The organism is Brevundimonas sp. FV1ye7S (genome assembly GCF_058680995.1).
In genome coordinates this window covers 2,879,292-2,900,813 of the sequence record NZ_CM178726.1, presented here as the reverse complement: position 1 = coordinate 2,900,813, position 21,522 = coordinate 2,879,292, and the positions used below count along the sequence as shown (strand labels likewise).

Below are 21,522 nucleotides of genomic sequence, written 5' to 3'. Positions count from 1 at the left end.
CGCGACCTCCCGCCACAGGTCAGGCCAGATCGGAGGCGGGATCGATCCGGGCGCGCAGCGCGACTTCCAGACCGGGGGCCAGGTCGCGATAGTCGATACGGCCGTCCAACTGGGTGACCAGGCTGCCGATCATCAGGGAGCCGAAGCCCTTGCCCGCCTTGTGGCCGCCCTTGCCGTCGTCGGCCACGACCAGGCGGAACCGGTCGTCGCTCTCGCTCAGGGTGATGCGCAGCGGGCCGGGCCGGCCGTCATAGGCGTATTTCTGGGCGTTGATGATCAGTTCGGTCAGGATCAGGCCCAGGGTCACGGCGCGGCCGGCGTCGATGCAGACCGGGGCCAGGTCGGTCTCGATGGCGGCGGCCCAGTCGGCGCCCATGCTGGCGCCCAGGTCGTCGACCAGTTCGCTGATGTAGCGGGACAGGTCGATCGTCGTGTCGTGGTCGCCGCGATAGAGGCGGCTGTGGACGGTCGAGACGGCGCGGACGCGACGACGCGCCTCCTGCAGGGCCGAGCCGGCGGGACTGTCGCCCAGGTCGCGGGCCTGGAGGCCCAGGAAGCTGGAGACCAGGGTCAGGCTGTTCTGGACCCGGTGATTGACCTCGCGCATCAGGAACTGCTGCTGCTCCAGTCGCAGGTCACGCTCGGTCAGCCGGGCCTGGAGCGACCGGTTCTGGCTGCGCAACTGATTGACGGCGGCGAAGTCGAACAGGGCGTCGCGCAGGCGGGCGGCGGATTCCACGGCCGCCGCGCTCCAGCGTCGGGCGCGGCCGGTGACGGTCTGGGACCAGCCCTCGAACGAGGCGCGGGGCGTCAGGGGGCCGCCGTCGGCCGCCGACTTGACGGCGGTGGACGGATCCCCGGCCCAGCGGACCGTCTCCAGGATCTCGGACCGGAACCACAGCAGCGACAGGGGCTGGTCGCCCGCCAGGCGCACGGCCAGCAGGCCGCTGGCGTGGACGCGCCAGGCCAGGGCCTCGGGCAGAAGGGCGGACAGGGCGTTGGAGGCGACGGGGCGCAGGCCCGGCTGCTGGCCCAGCCAGTCCGACAGGCGTCGCACGGCCTCCTGCGGCGGGGTGTGGCCGAAACAGGCGATGCGGTCGCCGCGCACGATGGCCAGGCCGTCGGCCCCGACCAGCTCGGTCAGCTGCCCCGAATGTTCGGCCAGGGCGGCGTCCAGATCGCGGTCGGTGGACAGGCGCAGGATCAGTTCGTCCTCCAGCCGGCGCAGGCGGACCCGGTCGCGATACAGTTCGGCGTCGGCCTTGGTCTTCAACTGACGGGCCAGGGTGCGGGCCAGGGTGGTGCAGGCGACCCGCATTTCATAGGGCAGCAGCAGCGGCGTGGCGCTGTGGCAGGCGACCAGGCCCCACAGGACGTCGTCGACGATGATCGACACCGAGGCCGAGGCCCGCACGCCCATGTTCTTCAGATACTGGATATGGACCGGCGAGACCGAGCGCAGGCCGCTGTCGCTCATGTCCAGCGGCGGCTCGCCCGGCGCGACCGGCCGCAGGGGCTGGGGCGTATAGCGGCAGTCGGGGATGACCCGCACCGGATTGCGCAGATACAGGGCGCGGGCCTGGCGGGGAATGTCGGTCGCCGGGAAATGGTGGTTCAGGAAGGACGACGCGCCGGCCGCGCGCGATTCCGCGACCACCTGGCCCGCCTCGTCGTCGAGGAAACGGTAGATCATGACCCGTTCGAAGCCGGTCAGGCTGCGGAAGGCGTCGGCGGCGCGTTCGCACACGGTCTGGACCGATGCGGCCCGTTCCAGGGCGGCGGCGGCGGCGTCGAGCCTTGTGATCAGCTCGACCCCGAGACGGGCCTGCTGCGAGCTCTGCTCGACCTCGACCACCATCCGCTCCAGTAGACCCCGGCCCGGCGCATAGTGGACGACGATGTCGTATTCCAGTCGATTGGTCGCGCGCCAGCGGCCGGCGAAGCCCGTCTCGCGGCTGCGGGCCATGTCGCGCAGACGACGGCCGACGATCTCGCCCAGAAGATCGGACGCCGACTGATCGAGCCAGGTCGTGCGGCCGGTCAGTTCCTCGACAGCGCCGGCGACCTGTTCGACGGTCTGGGCCTCGAGATTGAGCACCAGCAGGAAGCCGTGCGGCTGGATGGCCTGGGGGACATGGATCGGCTCGCGATCACAGTCGGTCAGGTCGATGAGGGCGGCGGGCGCGCTCATGCGGCGGACGTCCGGTCGCCCGCGCCGGAGAAGCGTGGCGGTTCCGGGACGTTTCGCCGGGTTTCGCTTGTGGGGAGGTTCATGCGACCGACAAGGTAACACACGGGCGGCGCTTGTCTATTTCGCGTTAGAAGTGTCCGGTGGCGGACAGTGTCGCGCCGCTGGCCGAGGCGGGCCATGGACACGGAACGGCCGCAGTCCCATGGCGTTGGGATACGGTTCCCCTTTCCAGTTGGCAGCCCTTCATGAAACTGCGCGTCCGCGCCGAGCTCGTCTATCGTTTCGATCCGCCGACGGACGCCATCTACAAGATCCAGGTCGCCCACTGGCCCGGCCAGGACATCCTGCAGGAGACCCTGACCTTCGATCCCCCGGTGGAGTTCCACGAGGACGAGGACGTCGATTTCGGGGCCCGGACCCTGCGCTGCCACGTCGAGGGCGAAGTGACCCTGACCTATGAGGCGGTGGTCGAGAACGGGGTGCTGAAGGGCCTGCCGCCCAGCGTGTCCCAGCATGACTGGGGCGAGCTGCCGGCCGAGGTCCTGCCCTATCTGCAGCCCAGCCGGTACTGCCCTTCGGACCAGTTCGGCCGGTTCGTCACGCGGGAGTTCGGCGACACCTCGGGCGGGGCGCGGGTGCTGGCGATCCTGAACTGGATCACCGAGAACCTGGACTATGAGCACGGCGTGTCGGACACCGAGACGACGGCGGCCCGGACCTTCATCGACCGGGCCGGGGTGTGCCGCGACTTCACCCACCTGGGCATGACCCTGTGCCGGGCGTCGGGCATTCCGGCGCGGGCGGTCAGCGCCTTTGCACACCAGCTGAATCCGCCCGACTTCCACGCCATCTTCGAGGTCTGGCTGGATAACGGCTGGTGGCTGGTCGATGCGACGCGGCTGGCGCCGGTCGAGGGTCTGGTGCGGATCGCCTGCGGACGCGACGCGGCGGACATCGCCTTCCTGACGACTCAGGAGCGGTGCCAGATGGTGCGGCAGTCGGTGACGGTGGCGCCGGCTTAGGGTCTTTTCCAACACCCATCCGTCGCTTGACCCGAGGATCGGGCGTAGTGGCGGGCTGCGCCTAACGCTTCTGTATGAGCGGCAGATCATCCGATCCTCGGGTCAAGCCCGAGGATGACGGAGATTGGGAGCGATGACGGAGATTGCGCGTGAGGAGCTACTGCGTCTTCGCCTTCTGCTCCGCCTTATAGGCCTGCAGCGCGTCGATCACGTCCATCTGGCGTAGCACCTTGTTCTGAGGATCGATCAGGACGTGCGCCCCGGCGGGAACGGCGATCTCACCCCGGCCGCCGGTCATGGCGACGGTCTGGACGCGGCCGTCGATTTCGACGTCCAGCGGCATGGGGAAGGTCTCGCCGTTGCCGGTCGCCCATTCCAGCCGCAGCACGCCGCCCTCTCGCGTCTGGGTCAACACCGGCAGGGCGGCGTTGTAGAGATAGCCGCGGAAGAACCAGCCGTAATCTTGGCCCGTCACCTGGTTGACGATCTGGAGGAAATCCCGCGTCGAGCGGTACAGGGGCCTGAAGGCGCCGGGCCGGGGATCATCGGTTCCATAGACCAGGCGGGTCAGGGCCTGGTGGAAGGCGGCGTCCCCGATCAGCATCCGCAGCGAATGGCTGATCAGCGAGCCCTTGGAATAGATGTCGTTCCCCGGGCCGACGTCGCCCTTGTAGACCTCGTCCTCGGTTTTGGGCGTGCCCGAGACGACGGGGAACTTGTTGATCAATCCCTCGCGCTGGTTCGCCAGTTCGCGCTGCATATAGCGGTCGCCCAGCAGCCAGCGGGCGTAGAGGGGCTGCATATAGCTGCCCAGGCCTTCGTGCAGCCACATGTCGTCGGCGTTCTGATTGGTCAGCTGGTTGCCGAACCATTCGTGGGCGAACTCGTGCTGAAGCAGCCAGTCATAGCCGCGTCCGTCGATCTTGTAGCCGTTGCCATAGGCGTTGATGGTCTGGTGCTCCATGCCCAGGTGCGGGGTCTCGACCACGCCCATCTTCTCGTCGCCGAAGGGGAAGGGGCCGACATTGGCCTCGAAGAAGTCCAGCATCTTTGGAAACTGGGCGAACAGGGCCTGGACCTTGTCGGGCGCGTCCGACTTCAGATGCCAGTAGTTCATCGGGATCGTATTGCCGAACCGGCTTTCGTACTGACCGCTGACCTCCTCGTAGGGGCCGACATTCAGGGCGATGGCGTAGGTGTTGGGGCTCTTCGCCGACCAGTTCCAGGTGGTCCAGCCGTCGCCGTGATCGACCGTGCCCAGGAACCGGCCGTTGGACGGCGCCGACAGGGTCGAGGGGATGGTGATGTGCAGGTCGACCCGGCCCGGCTCTCCGTGCGGGCTGTCGATACAGGGCCAGAAGATGTCGCAGCCCTCGCCCTGGACGGCGGTGGCGATCCAGGGCTCGCCCGACGGGGCCGTGGACCAGACAAAGCCGCCGTCCCAGGGGGCGCGGGGCGCGACGCGGGGCCGGCCGGCGTAGGCGACGCGCAGGGCGACGCTCTGACCGGCGGCCAGGGCGCGGGGCAACTGGACCGTCAGACGGCCTTCGGGATTGGCCCAGCGGTCGGCGGCGACCTCGACCCCGTTGATCTGGACGGAGGAGATGGCCAGCAGGGTGTCCAGTTCGACCTCCAGCCGGTGCAGCGGGGCCGTGGCGGTGAAGTCCAGAACCGCGACGGCGTCGATGGCCCGGTCCTCGGGCAGGACCCGGATCGACAGGTCGGCCTGGTCGAACCGCATCGCCTGCTGTTCAGGCGTCAGGGGCTGATCGGTGGCGAGGGTGAAGGCGGTCGACTCGCGCGGAGCCAAGGACGGCGGCGGCGGCGGGGTCGTGGCGCAGGCCGTCAGCGCGAGGCCGGCGGCCGTGCAGGCCAGGGTGCGCGCGATCGTCATGGAATCCCCTCCGAATACGGCTGAAGCCTAGCCGTCGGCCGGGGCGGGGGGCAAAGAAAAAGGCCGGCGTCGCCGCCGGCCTTTTCCAGAAACAGATGCAGCGGTCGCCGATCAGGCGGCGGCGGCTTGCTCGGCCAGCTTGGCGCGGACCTGACGCTTGATGCGCTGGGCGGCGATCGACAGCTGCTCGTCGCGGGCCTTGACGATGAAGGCGTCCAGGCCGCCCTTGTAGTCGAGGGTGCGCAGCGCGGCGTTCGAGATACGCAGCGAGAAGGTCTGACCCAGGGAATCCGAGGTGACCTTGACCGTCTTCAGCGACGGCAGGAAGCGGCGCTTGGTCTTGATGTTCGAGTGGCTCACGCTATGGCCGACCATCGGGCCGATACCGGTGAGTTCGCAACGACGCGACATCGTCAGATCCTTAAGGTGCGGCGTCCAGCCCGAAACAAGGGAGAAGACGCATGAAACAAGTACGCGCGGGAAGCAGCCCGCGCGAGAGGGGGCCGTATAAGGGAAGAGGAGGTTCGGCGTCAAGCCGAGTCTTGGGCTTTCGAGGCCCGTCGCGCGTCGGCCGGGACACGACTTCGTTCAGGCGTCATTCAAATGACGCGCGCTATGGGTCATATCATGAAGATCCACGCTGAACAGAAGGCCGCCATGTCTCGCCCGTCCCTGATTGATCGCCTGTCCAAACGCGCCCTGTCCCTGAAGGTCTGGGCCGTGCTGGCTCCGGTCATGGCCGGCGGCGTCCTGCTGGCCGCCCCCGCCCTGGCCCCGGCCCAGACGGCCGCCCAGAGCGAAGTCCTGCCCGGCTACTGGGAATATACGACCAGCGCGCTCGGCCAACGCGACACCGAACAGAAATGCGTGCGGCCCAGCGAGATCAACCGCTTCTTCGGCGGTCTGTCGACCAACCGCTGGCGCTGCACCTATCCGACCCGCGTGGTCGGGGACGGCCGGGCGCGGTTCGAGGGGACGTGTCAGGACAAGAAGGGCCGCCGGGTCAATGTGCGGCTGACCGGCGCCTATGAGGACACCAGCTTCAGCTTCCGCGGCGGGGCCCAGTTGCTGCGCGGCACCCCCTATATTCCCGCCACCATCACGGCGCGCCGCATCAGCGCCCAGTGCCCGGCCGATGCGGAGTATTTCTGAGCCTCAGACGGGTTCGGAGCGGGCGACCACATAGGTGTGCATCTGGTCGTCCGTCGAGAGACTGACGTATTCGCCGGTCTCCAGGCGTTCGTCGGCCAGGCGGAAACCGTGGACGTCGTCCGCGTCGCCGGGTTCGAAATCCAGGAACCAGCGGTCGGGGGCGGCGTGACGCAGCCGACCGAAGGCCAGGGTGGCGCCGTGCGAAAAGCGGCGGACCCGGCATTTTTCCGGCGCTTCTCGCCAGACGGCGGCGTCCAGGCGGCGCTCGGCCGTCAGCGGCGCGAGAATATCATAGCCCGCCTCGGGATCGCCCGCCGGGGCCTGCGGCTCGCGCGCCAGTTCCAGACGGATGTGATGAAAGCCCAGCGGGGCGGCGGGGTCGGCGTCGGTCATGGTCGGCTCCTGATCAAGGGCCATGTGGACGTCGAAGCCGCAGGCGCGCCTTGATGTCGGTCAAACCAAAAAGGCCCCGGATCGTTCCGGGGCCTTTCCGTTGGTTCGAGGCGGAAGCCCCAACCTGTATTCAGGCGGCTTCGGCGGTCGGGATCGGCTTCTTGGCGCTGAGCGACTTGGCCAGCAGTTCGACGGCGGCGTCCTTGTCGATCTTGTTGGCGGCGGCGACTTCGCGCGCCATCCGGTCCAGGGCCGATTCATAGAGCTGGCGCTCCGAATAGGACTGTTCCGGCTGGGTGTCGGCGCGGTGCAGGTCGCGGACCACTTCGGCGATGGAGATCAGGTCGCCCGAGTTGATCTTGGCCTCGTATTCCTGGGCGCGACGCGACCACATGGTGCGCTTGATGCGGGCGCGCCCCTTCAGGGTGGTCAGGGCCTTGGTCACGACGTCGTCGGCGGCCAGCGAACGCAGGCCGGCCGTCGCAGCCTTCTTGGTCGGGACGCGCAGGGTCATCTTCTCGTGGTCGAAGGTCACGACATAGACTTCCAGCGACATGCCCGCGACTTCCTGAGTCTCGACCGCCGCGACTTTGCCGACGCCGTGCGCCGGATAGACGACCGCGTCGCCAACCTTGAACTCCAGACCAGTCTTGCTCGTCATATTCGTCCTTTCCCGGTCAGGGCCGGGCGACGCGAAGGCGCAGGAAACGCAAACAGGATCTCGGCCGCCGGATCTCTCCGTCGGTCGGGATGATGCTGGGCGTCAAATGCGGAAACGGATCACCAAACCTCTGGCCGATCCCGTCTGTGGGCGGGATTCTGTCGCAAACACGGGCGGCGCGAAGATTTCGCGGACCGCCCGATCCAATGAAACAGAACCTATCACAAATTTGCGGAATTTCAAAACGTCCACAGGGCGGACGTGGATTTGCGACAGTTCAACCTTGGCCGTTCGGCGGGGCGAGGCGCCGAAAGTCGTCGAGAAATCAGGAGCCCTTGCCGGGCTTGGGGCTGAAGTATTTCTCGTACTTGCCCGTCTCGCGCTCATATTGTTCGCGGTCGGCGGGGGGCGTCCCCTTGACGGTGATATTGGGCCAGACCTTGGCGTATTCGGCGTTGACCTGCAGCCACTTGCCGTCCGGCTCGTCCTCGGTGTCGGGCACGATGGCGTCGACGGGGCATTCGGGCTCGCACACGCCGCAGTCGATGCACTCGTCCGGGGCGATGACCAGGAAGTTTTCGCCCTCGTAGAAGCAGTCCACCGGACAGACCTCGACGCAGTCCATGAACTTACATTTCACGCAGGCGTCGGTGACGATGTAGGTCATGGGGCGGCGAACGGGGGCGAAACTGTGGGTGGGAGGCCTGCGACATGGCGGCCACGCAACCAACTGTCAACAGCGCGGCTTAAGGTGGGAGACGTTCGCAGGCGGTCTGACACGACTTGACAACAGTCAGGCTTAATCGCAACTGTGTTGATTGCATATAACGATCCTCTTCAACCGGAACATTCCCCATGCGCACCCCCTTCATGAAATACGCCCTCGCCGGCGCCCTGGCCGTCAGCCTCGCCGCCGGCGGCGCGGTGGTGGCCCAGGCCGCCCTGACCAAGACCCCGTCGGAAGTGACCGCCGGCGCCTATGATCTCGACTCCGGCCACGGCAAGATCACCTGGTCGGTGAACCACCTCGGCTTCTCGACCTACACGGGCCAGTTCGTGAACGTGAAGGCCGAGCTGAAGCTGGACGTCGCCAATCCCTCGGCCTCCACCCTGACCGCCACCATTCCGCTGACCGACGTGGCCCCGAACGACGACAAGCTGAAGGCCCACCTGCAGACCGCCGACTTCTTCGACACCGCCAATCATCCGACGGCGACCTTCGTCTCGCGTTCCGTCACGGTCGACGCCGATGACGCCAACGAGGCGACCGTGGTCGGCGATCTGACCCTTCGCGGTGTGACCAAGCCGGTCACGATCGAAGTCGAGTTCAACCAGGCCGGAACCGCCATGGGCGCCTACAAGGCCGGCTTCGACGGGGAAGCTGTCATCAAGCGCTCCGACTTCGGCATCAACTACGCCTTGCCGGCCGTGTCCGACGAGGTGAAGCTGCACATCGAGGGCGAGTTCGTCCTGAAGCAGTAAGCGATTTTCGCGCCGGGCCCCTGGCCCTCAGGGCGCGATAATCAGGGAATAGAGGGCGCGGGCTTCTTCAGGCGGCCCGCGCCTTTCGCCCATCGCCTCCACCCGCAGGGTCGTGACCCGGCCGTTCTGGGCGAAGGTCAGCAGATCGCCGGGGCGGACGCAGCGACTGGGCTTGTCCAGCCGGGTCTCCCGCCCCTGATGCGTCAAACGCACCGCGCCGCGTTCGACGAGGGCGGCGGCCAGGCTTCGCGTCTTCAAGAAGCGCGTCCGCCACAGCCAGATGTCGATGCGGCAGGCGTCGTCGCTCAAGCCTGGGCCTTTCGGCGCGGGCGACGGCGTTTGGCGCGCGCCGGCGGCGTCGGGGGCGCTGTCAGGACGGCCAGGGCGGCGAAGGGCGAATCCTTGGGCGGCTTCGGCGCGACGCCGGGCTTGTCGGGCTGGCGGGCGCGCTCGGTCTTCAGGGCGGCGATGACCTGTTTCGCCTGATCGGCGGTCCAGCCGAGGTCGATCAGGGCGGCGTCGGACAGGCGGCCGCGGTCCGCGGTATTGGCGGCGCGCAGATCGGCCATCTTCTCCAGGGTCTCGACGGGCGCCAGCCAGCGGCCGGCCGCGCGCAGGCCGTGGGCCGAGAGCAGGCGGGGCGAGGGCGGTTCGGGCGGCGCGGGGATCAGATCGGGCGTCGCGGGAATCAGGGGGGCGTCCAGGAAGGCCTGGGCGAAATGGCGGGCGCGGGGCTTCTGCAGGCCGGGCAGCCAGACGGAATGGGCGCCGACGCGGATGGCGAAGCTTTTCAGCGTGCGGCGCTCGACCTGGCTGAAGGCGGCCAGGTCGCGTTCGACGTCGCGACGGTCGATCAGGCCCCCGGCCTCGATCAGGCGGAAGGCGATGCCGCGCGGCAGGCCCTTCAGGGCGCCGGACTCGACCGCCTGACGCAGGCGGCGCAGGTCGCGCAGGGCGCGGCCGGCCTCGAACGCCAGCCAGGCCTCGATCCGACGCTTGGCGCGCTCGCGGGCGGGCGTCGGACCCAGTTCGCCCAGCAGGCGGACGGAGGGCGAGAAGGGATCGGCGCCGGTCGGCGTGGACTGGATCTGGGCGGTCAGGACGCCGCGCCAAAGGACGGCCCCGTCCGGCGTGACGGCGAAGGCCTCGTCGGTCTCGGCGGCCAGACGGCCCAGGCGGCGGTTGATCTCGGGCGTGACGGCGCGGACCGCGGCCTGGCGCAGGGTGCGGTCCTCCAGGGCGGAGGCGCCCTTCTCCATCTGAAAACGGACGCCGTCCAACTGGCCCACCACCTGGCCCTCGACCGTCACCTCGCCGTCGTCGGCGACGCCCGCGAACGTATCCTCGCGGACGTTCAGGGCCCGCATCAGGGCGGTGGTGCGGCGATCGACGAACCGGGCGGTCAGCCGCTCGTGCAGCACGTCGGACAGACGGTCCTCCAGCGCACGGGTCCTGTCGCGCCAGCCCTGGGCGTCATGAACCCAGTCGGGACGGTTGGCGATATAGGAAAGGGTGCGGACGGCCGAGAGCCGGGCCGACAGCTGGTCGATCTGGCCGTCGTCGCGATCCACGAAGGCGAAGCGCGGCGCCATCCAGTCGTCGGTCAGCCGGCCCCGCTTGCCGGTCAGGGCGTGGAAGACGTCCCTGGCCAGGCGGGCGTGCTCGTCCAGCGTCGTCTTCTGGAAGTCGGGCAGCTGGCAGGCTTCCCACAGCCGCATGACGGCGCCGCGCGAACGGCCGACGCGGGCCACTTCCTCGTCCTTGATCAGGCGGCGCAGCAGGGTCTCGTCCAGGGCTTCGGCCGTCAGGCTGAGGCCGCTGCGCTGGGGCGTGACCGTCAGGGAGCGCAGCAGGTCGGGCAGGGTGTCGAAGTCCAGTCTGGCGTTACGCCATTCCGCCGCCTCGACCGGATCGAACCGATGCTCGACCACCTGTTCCACCAGATCGGCGTCCAGATCCTCGGCCTCGGCCGTGACGCCGAACGTCCCGTCGCGCAGATGGCGGCCGGCGCGGCCGGCGATCTGGCCGATCTCGTGGGCGTGCAGCCAGCGGGTCCGCCGACCGTCGAACTTCCTCAGGCCGGCGAAGGCGACATGGTCCACATCCATGTTCAACCCCATGCCGATGGCGTCGGTGGCGACCAGGAAGTCCACCTCGCCCGACTGGTAAAGGGCGACCTGGGCGTTGCGGGTGCGGGGCGAGAGGCTGCCCATGACCACGGCGGCGCCGCCACGCTGGCGGCGGATCAGTTCGGCGATGGCGTAGACCCGCTCGGTCGAGAAGGCGACGATGGCGCTGCGGCGGGGCAGGCGGGTCAGCTTCTTGGACCCGGCGTAGGAGAGGGTGGACAGCCGGTCGCGGGTCACGATCTCGACGTCCGGGACCAGACGGCGGATCAGGGGCTCCATGGTCCCGGCGCCCAGGAACATGGTCTCGAACCGGCCGCGCGCGTGCAGCAGCCGCTGGGTGAAGACGTGGCCGCGCTCGGGGTCGGCGACCAACTGGATCTCGTCGATAGCCAGGAATTCCACCGACCGTTCCAGCGGCATGGCCTCGACGGTGCAGACGAAATAGTGCGGGCGCGGCGGGACGATCTTTTCCTCGCCCGTGATCAGGGCGACGGCGGCCGCCCCCCGCTGTTTGACGATACGCTCATAGATTTCGCGCGCCAGCAGCCGCAGCGGCAGGCCGATCATGCCCGAGGCGTGACCCAGCATCCGCTCGACCGCCAGATGGGTCTTGCCGGTGTTGGTGGGCCCCAGCACCGCCGTGACGCGGGAAGGGGCGAGGCCTGCGGACCGGTCGCTCATGACCCCTGCAAGGTGGCGATGATCGCCGTGCGGCTCAAGGGCCTTTTCAGACTTCGGCGCAGCGGAGCCCCATCCGCACCAGCATGGACAGGCTGGTGGCCTGCATCTTCTGCATCACCTTGGCGCGGAAGATCTCGACGGTTCGGGGGCTGATGCTGAGGCTGATGGCGATTTCCTTGTTCGACTTGCCGTCGATCAGGGCCTCGAACACCTGACGTTCGCGCGGCGTCAGACTGGCCAGGCGGGACGTCGCCTCCTCGCGCGCCTCGCTCTCGACCTCCTGGCGCTCCAAGGCGGACAGACAGCCGCGCACGGCCTCGAGAATACGGTTCGGGTCGAAGGGTTTTTCGATGAAGTCGACGACGCCCGCCTTCATCAGCTGAACCGCCAGAGGCACCTCGGCGTGACCGGTGATGACGATCACGGGCCAGGTCTCGCCGCGCAATCGAGACAGATGACGGATCAACTCGGCGCCTTCCATCTGCGGCATGCGCAGATCGGTGATGACGCAGGCCGTCTTTTCTTCGGGCAGGGCGTCCAGGAAGGCGGTGGCGCTGGGGAAGCCGCGGGCGCGAATGCCCTCGCCCCTCAGGAGCATCAATAGCGAATCCCGCAAGGCCTGATCGTCGTCGATCACGAAGACGGAGTGTTGAGTCATGCGGCTTCGAGCTCCAAGACGGGAGAAAGACAGAAGGAGAAGGCCGCGCCGCCCAGCGGACTGCGGCCGACGGTCAGGACGGAGTCATGGCTCTCGATGATTGAGCGGGTGACGGACAGGCCCAGGCCCATTCCGCTCGCCTTGGTCGTGGTCATCGGCTGGAAGATCCGGTCCATCTGGTCCTCCGGAATTCCAGGACCATCGTCTTCTACGATGATCTCGTAACCTTGGTTTCCAAGACTGCGGCCGGTGATGCGCACCAGGCCGAGTTCGCGCCCCGCGACGGCGTCGACGGCGTTGCGGACCAGATTGTTGATCGCTTGCTGGAACTGGATGCGATCCGCCAGCACATGATCGCCGACGTCGCGCACATCGACGCGAATCACCACCCCTGTGTCCATGCGGATCAGGTCGAAGAGGGGGCGCAGGTCTTCGATCATCGAGGAGACGCGCTGGTCCGTGAGTTCGCGGGCGCCGGTCGAGACGAATTCGCGCATGCGGCGAATGATGTCGCCGGCCCGAATGAGCTGGGTCTTGGCCAGATCCAGGGCGCGGCCGGCGCTGTCGCCCAGCGGCCCCGCCCGGGCGATGTCGGTCTGGCCTGCGTGCAGATAGACGGTGGCGGCCGTCAGAGGCTGGTTCAGTTCGTGCGCCAGGGTCGCCGCCATTTCGCCTATGGAGTTCAGCCGCCAGCTCTTGCTGAGCTGGTTCATCAGGTCGCGCATGCGCTCATTGGCGGCCGTGGTTTGCCGCTGGTCGCCGAGGGACAGCACCATCCGCTCGGGATCCACGCTGGGGGAAAGAAGGCTGGCGTGGATCGTCATGGGGACGATCTCTCCGTCCGGCCGCCGCGCCAGCCATGATCCGGTCGCCGGAAGGGACAGCGGGGCGCCGTCCATCACGGCGGCGAACGCGGTCGTGTCGAAATCGGCGGCAAAGGTGCTGAAGGGGCGGGAGAGGGCCTCATCAGGCGTGACGCCGAGCAGATCGGCGGCGGCCGGGGTGATTCGCAAAATGCGGCCCTCGCCATTCAAGGTCACGACCGGAACGGAGGCCAGTATGCTGTCCAACAGGGCGCTGCGGCTGGCCAACCGGTGACAGACCTCCGCCATCACGAGGGCCACGGCGACGAACAGGGCGGCGTGGACGACGGCGTTCGCAATCCCCTGTCGAGGCAGGATCAGCATGTCGGCGATGACGGACAGGACGATCGCCGTGAAGGTCGCCGGGCGCTGAGCCACCAGGGCGGTCGCCATCACCGCCGCCAGCATGGGCAGATAGTGGACGTGGCCGACAGTCTGGATAGTCAGGCGGAAAGCCGATCCAACCAATACGCACCCGGCGGCAAGCAAAAAGCCGCCCCAATACGTCCGGGCAAATCGAACCATAAGCCGGGGCAGAGCAGGTCTAGTAGAAGCCGCCGGTCGTGCTTGCATCATGCGATATTTCGCATCTGCGAAACCATTGTCGTCACGTCCCTGCCGCTTTTTTGACCCAATCTCTATATCATTCCTGAAGTTAGGGAAAAGCACGCATAATTAATTTTTGCGATCAGGTTCGCCTGATGGGCGAAAATTCCCGTCGGCGCGGAGTGGGCCGCCACGCTTACGCATTCCTACCTAGGGTGCGGTTCAGAAATCATATTAATCATCATCTCATGGTTCCCGGGCAGAATGCAGATGCTCCGAGGTCGTTGATGTTCCCCGAAATCCTTCTCCAAAGCCTGTCGACGTCCAGGCGTTTGACCGATCCGCGCCAAGCGCAGGTCGGCGGATGTCCGGCGGTCGCGGCGGCTGCAGGCGGATCGGGATGCGACCTTGGGAGACTCCACTCGGACGGGTTCGCCGTCTCTGCGGATTCGATCTGATTTTTTGCGATACCGAGGAGAGTACGCGTGAAGTTTACTGAAAACATGCCGGTTGGGCGCAAGCTGTTCAGCGCGTTTGCGCTGGTGCTGGTCGCCATCGCCGTCATGGGCGCCGTCGTCGTGGCGAATCTTTTGGCCCTCCAGAGCGCGGGCGAGGCCCGCAGCACTGAAAACGCCATGGCGCAGGCCACGGCCCGGGCGGAATTCTATCTGGCCAGGCAGGAAAACGCCTATCGAGGCTACCTGCTGTCGCAAGATCCCTACTACATTGAGCGACTTGACGCCCACCGCGCCAAATTCATCGCCGCCCTGGAAGAAGAGCGCGCCGGCCTGCCTGCGGATCGCACGGCGCCGATAGACCGGGCGACCCAAGCCAACGCCGAATGGTACAAGAACGTCGTCCAGGTCGGAAAGGTCCTGGTGCGCGAAGGCCGCCTGGAGGAAGCCGAGAACATGGTCGGACGCCAAGGCGTCGCGGACACCTATATCGCGCCGGCGGAAGAGGCGGTCGATGAGCTGAAGGCCGCCAACGACGCGGCGCTGGTGGTCGCGCGCGACACGCAGGAGACGGCGACCAAGAACGCCATGATGGCGGTGATGATCGGTCTGGTCTCCGTTCTGCTGCTGTCCCTGGCCGTCGGTTTCGGCGTGACCCGCGCCATCGTGCGGCCGACGATGAGCATGATCGGCTATATGCAGAAGCTGATGGCGGGCGACACCTCGATCCAGATCGTCGGCGCCGACCGCAAGGACGAGTTCGGCAAGATGGGCCAGGCGATCGTCGCCTTCCGCGACGCCGCCGTCGAAAAGACCCGCATCGAGGCCGAGGCCGCCTCGACCCGCTCGATGAGCGAGACCGAGCGTCTGGCCAATGAAGCCGAGAAGGCGCGCATCGCCGAAGAGGATCATGTCGCCCTGACGGCCCTGGCCGACGGTCTGGCCGCCATGTCGAACGGCGATCTGACCCACCGGTTCACCGCAGAGGTCGCCCCGCGCGCCGAGAAGCTGAAGACCGACTTCAACACCGCCATCGCCCAGCTGCAGCAGGCCATGAGCGTGGTGCTCAGCAATGTGGCGGGCATCCGCTCGGGAGCCGGCGAGATCTCGCAGGCCGCCGACGACCTGTCGCGCCGCACCGAACAGCAGGCGGCCTCTCTGGAGGAAACCGCCGCCGCTCTGGACGAGATCACCGCCACGGTGAACAAGACCGCCTCGGGCGCGCGTCAGGCCTCTGACGTGGTTCAGGCCGCCAAGGGCGACGCGGAAACCTCGGGCGTCATCGTCCGCGACGCGGTTTCGGCCATGCAGGCGATCGAGGGTTCGTCATCCCAGATCAACCAGATCATCGGCGTCATCGACGAAATCGCCTTCCAGACCAATCTTCTGGCCCTGAACGCCGGGGTCGAGGCGGCCCGCGCGGGCGAGGCCGGTCGCGGCTTTGCGGTGGTGGCGTCGGAAGTCCGCGCCCTGGCCCAGCGTTCGGCCGAGGCGGCGAAGGAGATCAAGACCCTGATTTCCGCCTCGACCACCCAAGTGGGCTCGGGCGTCAAACTGGTCGGTCAGACCGGCGAGGCCCTGCAACGGATCGTGGACCGGGTCGCCGAGATCGACGGCCTGGTGTCGGAGATCGCGGCCTCGGCCCAGGAACAGGCCGTCGGCCTGGCCGAGGTCAATACCGCCGTCAACCAGATGGACCAGGTCACCCAGCAAAACGCCGCCATGGTCGAGCAGTCGACCGCCGCCAGCCATTCGCTGGCCCAGGAGGCGGAAGCCCTGCAGACGTCCGTGGCCCAGTTCAAGGTCGGGCAGGGTTCAGAGGGTCATGCCGCCGCCGCCCGGCGCAGCCCGGCGCCCGCTCGCCCCGCCCCTGCGCCTCAGGCCGCGCCCAAGCCCGTCAATCGCATGATCCAGGCCCTGAAGACCGTCGGCCGCGGCGGCGCCGCGCCCAAGGTCGAGGCCGATCCGGAAGGTTGGGAGGAGTTCTGATGATTCCGTCTTCAAAGGCTATTTACCAAAGCTGTGCCATGCATGGTCTTGGGGCAGACGAAGGGAACTTCTCATGACGGACGCCATCGTGCTGGCGACGGTGCTGGATATGAATGCGGCCGAGCCTTTGAAGGCGGAGCTGCTGGCGCGACGGGGTCAGCCGGTCACGTTGGACGCCTCGAACGTCGAGCGTCTGGGCGGTCTCTGCCTGCAGGTGTTGTTGTCGGCCCGCAAGACCTGGGCCGCCGACGGCGTCGATCTGACGATCACGCCTCAATCCCAAGGTTTTTCCGAACAGTGGACCGCCTTCGGCGCGTCCGAAACCAATGTCCCCGACCCCCTTGCCCAAGATCCCCTTGAAGGAGCTCTCGCGTGAAAAAGACAGTCCTGACCGTCGATGATTCCCGCACCATGCGCGACATGCTGCTGATGGCCCTGGAGGACGCGGGTTACACCGTGATCCAGGCCGTCGACGGCATTGATGGTCTGGAGACCCTGGCCGCGCAAGGCGCGGACGTGGTCATCACCGACATCAACATGCCCCGCATGGACGGCTTCGGCTTCATCGAAGGCATGCGCGCCGATCCGAACCACCGGACCACCCCGTGCCTGGTGCTGACGACCGAGAGCGACGCCGAGAAAAAGGCCCGCGCCCGCGCCGCCGGCGCCACCGGCTGGATCGTCAAGCCGTTCGATCCCGTCAAGCTGGTCGACGCCGTCCGCCGCGTCGCGGCCTAACCCTCACAGATCGATCGGCCGCAAGCCATGGACGCCTTCGAAGCCATCAAAGCCACCTTCTTCCAGGAATGCGACGAACTGCTCGCGGAACTGGAATCGAAGCTGATGCTGCTGGAACAGGGTCAGACCGACCTTGAAACCATCAACGCCGTCTTTCGCGCCGTTCACTCGGTGAAGGGTGGGGCGGGGGCGTTTGGTCTGGAGGCTCTGGTCCGTTTCGCCCACGTCTTCGAAACGCTGATGGACGAGCTGCGCGCCGGTCGCAAGCCGTGCGACACGGTGACGATCAAGACCCTGCTGCGCGCCTCCGACGTGCTGGCCGATCATATCCAGGCCGCGCAAGGCCTGGCCCCGCCGGTCGATGAGGAGCGTTCGGCCGGTCTGGTTCACGAACTGGAACTGCTGACCCACGGCGGCGAGGCGCCGCCGGTGGTCGAGGAGGACGAAGACGACTTCGGCTTCGTGCCGATGGCCTTCGACGTCCCGCTGGACGAACCCCTGCCGTCCCTCGGCGAGCCTGAAGCCGCCGCAGCCGAGGCCCAGACGGGCTGGCGCATCCTGTTCAAGCCCCATGGCCGCATGTACGGCAGCGCCAACGAAGCCGGCCTGTTGCTGCGCGAACTGGGCCGCCTGGGACCGATCACAGTGTCGGTGGACGACAGCGCGCTGCCGACGCTGGACGTGCTGGTCGCCGAGGACGGCTATCTGACCTGGACCATCGATCTGACCGCGGCGATCGAAGAGAAGGTCGTGCGCGAGGTGTTCGACTTCGTCGAGGCCGACTGCGACCTGACGATCTCGCCCCTGGGCGGCGGATCGGAACCGGTCCTCGTCTTCGAGGAAGAGCCGCCGGCGGTGCTGCCCGCCAGCGACGAACTGGATATCGCGGCCCTTCTGGCCAAGGCCGCAGGCGACGCGCCCGCCGCCGAACAACCGACCCCCGACGCTGTCGCACCCGCCCCAGCCCTCGAAGCCGTCGCCCCGGCCCCGGTTCCCGCTCCGGCCGCTCCGGCCGCTCCGGCTCCCGCTCCCGCTCCGGTCGCCGCCGCCCCGGCGCCGGCCGCGCCGATTCCGCCCGCCCAGGTCGCGGCGCCCGTCGCGCCGGCCCCTGTCACCATCCGCGTCGATCTGGACCGGGTCGATCGCCTGATCAATGTGGTCGGCGAACTGGTCATCCAGCAGGCCATGCTGTCACAACGCGTGCTGGAAAGCGGCCTGGCCCGCTCGTCCGGCATCGCCCTGGGCCTGGAAGACCTCGAGCTTCTGACGCGCGAGATCCAGGACAGCGTCATGGCCATTCGCGCCCAGCCGGTGAAGTCGGTGTTCCAGCGCATGCCGCGCCTGGTCCGCGAAGTCGCCGACATGGTCTCCAAACAGGTTCGTCTGGTCACCGCCGGCGAGGACACCGAGGTCGACAAGACCGTGGTCGAACGCCTGGCCGAGCCCATCACCCACATGCTGCGCAACGCCATCGACCACGGCCTGGAGACGCCCGACGAGCGGATCGCCGCCGGCAAGACGGCCGAGGGCACGGTTCGCCTGGCCGCCCTGCACCGGTCCGGCCGCATCGTCATCGAAATCTCCGACGACGGGCGCGGCATCAATCGCGAACGGGTCAAGAAGATCGCCATCGACAAGGGGCTGGTCGCACCTGACGCCGCCCTGACCGACGAGCAGATCGACAATCTGATCTTCCTGCCCGGCTTTTCGACCGCCGCCGTGGTGTCCGACATCTCGGGCCGCGGCGTGGGCATGGACGTGGTCAAGCGCTCGATCCAGGCCCTGGGCGGCCGCATCTCGATCAGTTCGGTTCCGGGCAAGGGGTCGACCTTCACCCTCAGCCTGCCGCTGACCCTGGCGGTGCTGGACGGCATGGTCGTGTCCGCCGCCGACCAGATCCTGATCGCCCCGCTGCCCGCCATCGTCGAAAGCCTGACGCCGCAAGAAGGCGACCTGCATTATGTCGGCGGGGTCGATCCGGTGATCCGCTTCCGCGACCGCTTCCTGCCCCTGATCGATGTGGCGATGACCATGGGCTTCCGCGACACCCCGGTGGTCCCGTCCGAAGGCGTCGCCGTGGTCGTCGAGACCGAGGGCGGCCAACAGGCGGCCCTGCTGTTCGACGCCATCCAGGGCCAGCGCCAGGTCGTGATCAAGAGCCTCGAGACCAACTACCAGCAGGTGGAGGGCATCGCCGCCGCCACCATCCTGGGCGACGGTCGCGTGGCCCTGATCCTCGACGTGGACGTCCTGGTCACAGACATGCGCCGCCGATCTTCCCGCCCCGATTTCAAGCTTGCGAGCTGAGCCATGACCGAAGCCAACGACTCCCAACGCGAACTCATCGCCTTCCGCATCGGCCGCCAGGAATTCTGCGTCGACATCATGTCGGTGCGTGAAATCCGCGGCTGGACCCCGGCGACGCCGCTGCCGCGCTCGCCCGGCTATATGAAGGGCGTCATCAACCTGCGCGGCACCGTCCTGCCGATCATCGACCTGGGCGCGCGCTTCGGTCTGGAGACGTCCGAGCCGACGGCCCGTCACGTCATCATGGTCGCCCATATCGGCGGCCGGATGGTGGGGCTGCTGGTGGACGCCGTGTCGGACATCCTGGAGATGAACGAGGCCTCGGTCCAGCCGACGCCCGACGTCGCCAGCGACCAGGTCAAGACCTTCGTCAAGGGGATATTCTCGATCGACGGGCGCATGATCAGCCTGATCGAACTGGACCACATCCTGCCCCATATCGAGGCTGAAGCCGCATGAATCCCGCCCCAGGACGGGGATCCATCGTCGAGGGCGAATTCGTCTTCACCGCCGAGGATTTCCGTCAGATCGCCGAAATGCTTCATGCCCACGCGGGCATCGCCCTGAACGAGGGCAAGGCGGCTCTGGTCTATTCGCGCCTGGCCAAACGGCTGCGGACCCTGGGTTTGTCGAGTTTCCGCGACTACTGCGCCCTGGTCGAGGGCGTGGACGGGGTCGACGAGCGGCAGAAGATGACGGCCGCCCTGACGACCAATGTCACCCGCTTCTATCGCGAGCCCCACCATTTCGACGACCTGCGCGACCGGGTCCTGCCGAAACTGGTCGAGCGCGCCCGCGCCGGCGGCCGGGTGCGGCTGTGGTCGGCGGCCTGTTCGAACGGGCAGGAGCCCTATTCGATGGCCCTGACGGTGCTGTCGGTCCTGCCCGAGGCGGCGGACCTGGACGTGCGCATCCTGGCCACCGACATCGACCCCAACATGGTCGCTCAGGGCCACGACGGGACCTATTCCGAAGAGGCGCTGGAACCGGCGCCGGTCACCCTGTGGCGCAAGTATTTCAACCGCGCCGATCGTGGCGCCTGGACCGCCGGGCCGCAGCTGAAACGCCTGGTGTCGTTCAAGGAACTGAACCTGATCGGCGACTGGCCGATGAAGGGCAAGTTCGACGTCATCTTCTGTCGCAACGTGGTGATCTATTTCGACGATCCCACCCAGGAGCGGGTGTGGAGCCGCTTCGTCCCCCTGATGAACCCCGGCGCCACCCTCTATATCGGCCATTCCGAACGCGTGGCTGGGCCGGCCGCCAGCCTGCTGCAGACCGCGGGCCTGACCACCTACCGCCTGGGAGCCGCATGATGAGCGCCAAGATCAAAGTCCTCGTGGTGGACGACAGCCTGACGATGCGCGGCCTGATCTCGGCCGCCCTGAAGTCGGATCCCGAAATCGAGGTCGTCGGCACGGCCGCCGATCCGATCGAGGCCCGCGCCGCCATCAAGGAGCTCAATCCCGACGTCCTGACCCTGGATGTCGAGATGCCCAACATGAACGGGCTGGAGTTCCTCGAGAAGATCATGCGGCTGCGGCCCATGCCGGTGGTCATGGTCTCGACCCTGACCGCGGCGGGCACGGACGTGACCCTGGCGGCGCTGGAAATCGGCGCGGTGGACGCGGTGGCCAAACCGGCCGTGGCCAGCGTCGACGCCTTCCACGACCTGATCGAGAAGGTGAAGACGGCGGCGCGTTCGCGCGTCCGCGCCCGCGCCGACATGCCGGCCTCGGCGGCGGCGCCCAGCGCCTATCGCCCGGCCGCCAGCCATATCCTGGCCATCGGCTCCTCGACCGGCGGGGTCGAAGCCCTTCTGACCGTTCTGAGCGGCTTCCCGGCCAACTGCCCGGCGACCATCATCACCCAGCACATGCCGGCGACCTTCACCGCCAGCTTCGCCGCCCGTCTGGACCGCGTCTGCGCCCCGACCGTGACCGAAGCCTATGAAGGCGCGCAACTTAAGGCCGGCCACATCTATCTGGCGCCCGGCGGCGCGGCTCATCTGGAGCTGACGCCCGGCATGACCCCCCGCTGCCATCTGGTGCAGAGCGACCCGGTCAACGGCCACCGTCCGTCGGTCGACGTCATGTTCGAGTCCCTGGTCCGGCTGAAGCGGCCGATGACCGGCGTGATCCTGACCGGCATGGGCAAGGACGGCGCCAAGGGCCTGAAGGCCATTCGCGACGCCGGCGGCCGCACCCTGGGCCAGGACGAATCGACCTCGGTCGTCTACGGCATGCCGAAAGCCGCCTTCGAACTGGGCGCCGTGGAACGGCAGCTGCCGCTCCACCGCCTGTCCCCCGCTATTCTAGAACTGTGCGCCGACTCGGGCGCACGGTCGATCGCCTGACCCCC

At 67.6% G+C, this 21,522-nt stretch carries 20 protein-coding genes; 10 read left to right on the top strand and 10 right to left on the bottom strand.

What is annotated here, in order from left to right; translation table 11 throughout:
• Window positions 1–19 precede the first annotated feature (19 nt).
• Window positions 20–2,191, bottom strand: a complete 2,172-nt coding sequence (locus tag ACW18C_RS14115; RefSeq protein ID WP_492071562.1) for a histidine kinase dimerization/phosphoacceptor domain -containing protein — start codon at window positions 2,189–2,191, stop codon at window positions 20–22.
• 245 nt (window positions 2,192–2,436) lie between these two features.
• On the opposite strand from ACW18C_RS14115, the gene ACW18C_RS14110 reads away from it, so the two are divergent.
• Window positions 2,437–3,213: a transglutaminase-like domain-containing protein gene (locus ACW18C_RS14110; RefSeq protein ID WP_154725809.1), complete on the top strand. Its 777-nt coding sequence runs from the start codon at window positions 2,437–2,439 to the stop codon at window positions 3,211–3,213.
• 157 nt (window positions 3,214–3,370) lie between these two features.
• On the opposite strand, the gene ACW18C_RS14105 is transcribed toward ACW18C_RS14110, so the two are convergent.
• Window positions 3,371–5,107 (bottom strand): M1 family metallopeptidase, encoded by a 1,737-nt coding sequence (locus ACW18C_RS14105; protein WP_492071560.1) that lies wholly within the window; start codon window positions 5,105–5,107, stop codon window positions 3,371–3,373.
• Between the two features lie 111 nt (window positions 5,108–5,218).
• Complete coding sequence (rpmB, locus tag ACW18C_RS14100; protein WP_035306987.1) at window positions 5,219–5,518, bottom strand: 50S ribosomal protein L28; 300 nt, start codon at window positions 5,516–5,518, stop codon at window positions 5,219–5,221.
• A 216-nt stretch (window positions 5,519–5,734) separates the two neighbouring features.
• Here rpmB and ACW18C_RS14095 point away from each other — a divergent pair, with 216 nt between their 5' ends.
• Window positions 5,735–6,259: a DUF3617 domain-containing protein gene (locus ACW18C_RS14095; RefSeq protein ID WP_230307586.1), complete on the top strand. Its 525-nt coding sequence runs from the start codon at window positions 5,735–5,737 to the stop codon at window positions 6,257–6,259.
• A 3-nt stretch (window positions 6,260–6,262) separates the two neighbouring features.
• Here the strand turns inward: ACW18C_RS14095 and ACW18C_RS14090 are convergent, their stop codons facing one another.
• From ACW18C_RS14090 to fdxA, 3 genes are all read right to left on the bottom strand, one after another.
• Window positions 6,263–6,652 carry a hypothetical protein gene (locus ACW18C_RS14090; RefSeq protein ID WP_040350188.1) on the bottom strand — a complete coding sequence of 130 codons (390 nt, stop codon included), beginning with the start codon at window positions 6,650–6,652 and terminating at the stop codon, window positions 6,263–6,265.
• Between the two features lie 130 nt (window positions 6,653–6,782).
• Window positions 6,783–7,313 (bottom strand): CarD family transcriptional regulator, encoded by a 531-nt coding sequence (locus ACW18C_RS14085; protein ID WP_008260268.1) that lies wholly within the window; start codon window positions 7,311–7,313, stop codon window positions 6,783–6,785.
• Window positions 7,314–7,638: 325 nt separating this feature from the next.
• A complete protein-coding gene (gene fdxA, locus ACW18C_RS14080; RefSeq protein ID WP_017505910.1) occupies window positions 7,639–7,980 on the bottom strand; it encodes a ferredoxin FdxA in 342 nt (113 codons plus the stop codon).
• 188 nt (window positions 7,981–8,168) lie between these two features.
• On the opposite strand from fdxA, the gene ACW18C_RS14075 reads away from it, so the two are divergent.
• Window positions 8,169–8,795 (top strand): YceI family protein, encoded by a 627-nt coding sequence (locus ACW18C_RS14075; protein ID WP_155988087.1) that lies wholly within the window; start codon window positions 8,169–8,171, stop codon window positions 8,793–8,795.
• Window positions 8,796–8,822: 27 nt separating this feature from the next.
• Here ACW18C_RS14075 and ACW18C_RS14070 read toward each other — a convergent pair whose 3' ends face one another.
• Genes ACW18C_RS14070 through ACW18C_RS14055 form a run of 4 tightly spaced genes read right to left on the bottom strand, consistent with a single transcriptional unit; the run spans window position 8,823 to window position 13,594 of the window.
• Window positions 8,823–9,104 (bottom strand): RNA-binding S4 domain-containing protein, encoded by a 282-nt coding sequence (locus tag ACW18C_RS14070; RefSeq protein ID WP_492071557.1) that lies wholly within the window; start codon window positions 9,102–9,104, stop codon window positions 8,823–8,825.
• Window positions 9,101–11,605, bottom strand: a complete 2,505-nt coding sequence (locus ACW18C_RS14065) for a helicase-related protein (RefSeq protein ID WP_492071555.1) — start codon at window positions 11,603–11,605, stop codon at window positions 9,101–9,103. The genes ACW18C_RS14070 and ACW18C_RS14065 overlap by 4 nt, the downstream gene beginning before the upstream one ends.
• Before the next feature lie 46 nt (window positions 11,606–11,651).
• Window positions 11,652–12,263, bottom strand: coding sequence for a response regulator FixJ (gene fixJ / locus ACW18C_RS14060; RefSeq protein ID WP_444585078.1), 612 nt, complete (start codon window positions 12,261–12,263; stop codon window positions 11,652–11,654).
• Entirely contained in the window at window positions 12,260–13,594 is a 1,335-nt protein-coding gene (locus ACW18C_RS14055; protein WP_492071553.1) for a two-component system sensor histidine kinase NtrB, read from the bottom strand. The genes fixJ and ACW18C_RS14055 overlap by 4 nt, the downstream gene beginning before the upstream one ends.
• Before the next feature lie 581 nt (window positions 13,595–14,175).
• Here ACW18C_RS14055 and ACW18C_RS14050 point away from each other — a divergent pair.
• The 7 genes from ACW18C_RS14050 (at window position 14,176) to ACW18C_RS14020 (ending at window position 21,517) form a co-directional block, all read left to right on the top strand.
• On the top strand, window positions 14,176–16,116 hold the full coding sequence (locus tag ACW18C_RS14050; RefSeq protein WP_492074034.1) for a methyl-accepting chemotaxis protein: 1,941 nt from the start codon (window positions 14,176–14,178) through the stop codon (window positions 16,114–16,116).
• A 73-nt stretch (window positions 16,117–16,189) separates the two neighbouring features.
• Window positions 16,190–16,492 carry an STAS domain-containing protein gene (locus tag ACW18C_RS14045; protein ID WP_008261250.1) on the top strand — a complete coding sequence of 101 codons (303 nt, stop codon included), beginning with the start codon at window positions 16,190–16,192 and terminating at the stop codon, window positions 16,490–16,492.
• Window positions 16,489–16,854, top strand: a complete 366-nt coding sequence (locus ACW18C_RS14040; RefSeq protein ID WP_008263015.1) for a response regulator — start codon at window positions 16,489–16,491, stop codon at window positions 16,852–16,854. The genes ACW18C_RS14045 and ACW18C_RS14040 overlap by 4 nt, the downstream gene beginning before the upstream one ends.
• A 27-nt stretch (window positions 16,855–16,881) precedes the next feature.
• Window positions 16,882–19,161, top strand: a complete 2,280-nt coding sequence (locus tag ACW18C_RS14035; protein ID WP_492071550.1) for a chemotaxis protein CheA — start codon at window positions 16,882–16,884, stop codon at window positions 19,159–19,161.
• A 3-nt stretch (window positions 19,162–19,164) separates the two neighbouring features.
• Window positions 19,165–19,620 (top strand): chemotaxis protein CheW, encoded by a 456-nt coding sequence (locus tag ACW18C_RS14030; protein ID WP_008262141.1) that lies wholly within the window; start codon window positions 19,165–19,167, stop codon window positions 19,618–19,620.
• Window positions 19,617–20,477 (top strand): CheR family methyltransferase, encoded by an 861-nt coding sequence (locus ACW18C_RS14025; protein WP_008261553.1) that lies wholly within the window; start codon window positions 19,617–19,619, stop codon window positions 20,475–20,477. Before ACW18C_RS14030 ends, ACW18C_RS14025 begins: the two co-directional genes overlap by 4 nt.
• Entirely contained in the window at window positions 20,477–21,517 is a 1,041-nt protein-coding gene (locus ACW18C_RS14020; RefSeq protein WP_035310620.1) for a protein-glutamate methylesterase/protein-glutamine glutaminase, read from the top strand. The genes ACW18C_RS14025 and ACW18C_RS14020 overlap by 1 nt, the downstream gene beginning before the upstream one ends.
• Window positions 21,518–21,522: the final 5 nt, after the last annotated feature.

Bases quoted from the DNA above. Each gene is read 5' to 3' on its own strand.
- ACW18C_RS14115 (WP_492071562.1), bottom strand. From the start codon at position 2,191: ATGAGCGCGCCCGCCGCCCTCATCGACCTGACCGACTGTGATCGCGAG.
- ACW18C_RS14110 (WP_154725809.1), top strand. From the start codon at position 2,437: ATGAAACTGCGCGTCCGCGCCGAGCTCGTCTATCGTTTCGATCCGCCG.
- ACW18C_RS14105 (WP_492071560.1), bottom strand. From the start codon at position 5,107: ATGACGATCGCGCGCACCCTGGCCTGCACGGCCGCCGGCCTCGCGCTG.
- rpmB (WP_035306987.1), bottom strand. From the start codon at position 5,518: ATGTCGCGTCGTTGCGAACTCACCGGTATCGGCCCGATGGTCGGCCAT.
- ACW18C_RS14095 (WP_230307586.1), top strand. From the start codon at position 5,735: ATGAAGATCCACGCTGAACAGAAGGCCGCCATGTCTCGCCCGTCCCTG.
- ACW18C_RS14090 (WP_040350188.1), bottom strand. From the start codon at position 6,652: ATGACCGACGCCGACCCCGCCGCCCCGCTGGGCTTTCATCACATCCGT.
- ACW18C_RS14085 (WP_008260268.1), bottom strand. From the start codon at position 7,313: ATGACGAGCAAGACTGGTCTGGAGTTCAAGGTTGGCGACGCGGTCGTC.
- fdxA (WP_017505910.1), bottom strand. From the start codon at position 7,980: ATGACCTACATCGTCACCGACGCCTGCGTGAAATGTAAGTTCATGGAC.
- ACW18C_RS14075 (WP_155988087.1), top strand. From the start codon at position 8,169: ATGCGCACCCCCTTCATGAAATACGCCCTCGCCGGCGCCCTGGCCGTC.
- ACW18C_RS14065 (WP_492071555.1), bottom strand. From the start codon at position 11,605: ATGAGCGACCGGTCCGCAGGCCTCGCCCCTTCCCGCGTCACGGCGGTG.
- fixJ (WP_444585078.1), bottom strand. From the start codon at position 12,263: ATGACTCAACACTCCGTCTTCGTGATCGACGACGATCAGGCCTTGCGG.
- ACW18C_RS14050 (WP_492074034.1), top strand. From the start codon at position 14,176: ATGCCGGTTGGGCGCAAGCTGTTCAGCGCGTTTGCGCTGGTGCTGGTC.
- ACW18C_RS14045 (WP_008261250.1), top strand. From the start codon at position 16,190: ATGACGGACGCCATCGTGCTGGCGACGGTGCTGGATATGAATGCGGCC.
- ACW18C_RS14035 (WP_492071550.1), top strand. From the start codon at position 16,882: ATGGACGCCTTCGAAGCCATCAAAGCCACCTTCTTCCAGGAATGCGAC.
- ACW18C_RS14030 (WP_008262141.1), top strand. From the start codon at position 19,165: ATGACCGAAGCCAACGACTCCCAACGCGAACTCATCGCCTTCCGCATC.
- ACW18C_RS14025 (WP_008261553.1), top strand. From the start codon at position 19,617: ATGAATCCCGCCCCAGGACGGGGATCCATCGTCGAGGGCGAATTCGTC.
- ACW18C_RS14020 (WP_035310620.1), top strand. From the start codon at position 20,477: ATGAGCGCCAAGATCAAAGTCCTCGTGGTGGACGACAGCCTGACGATG.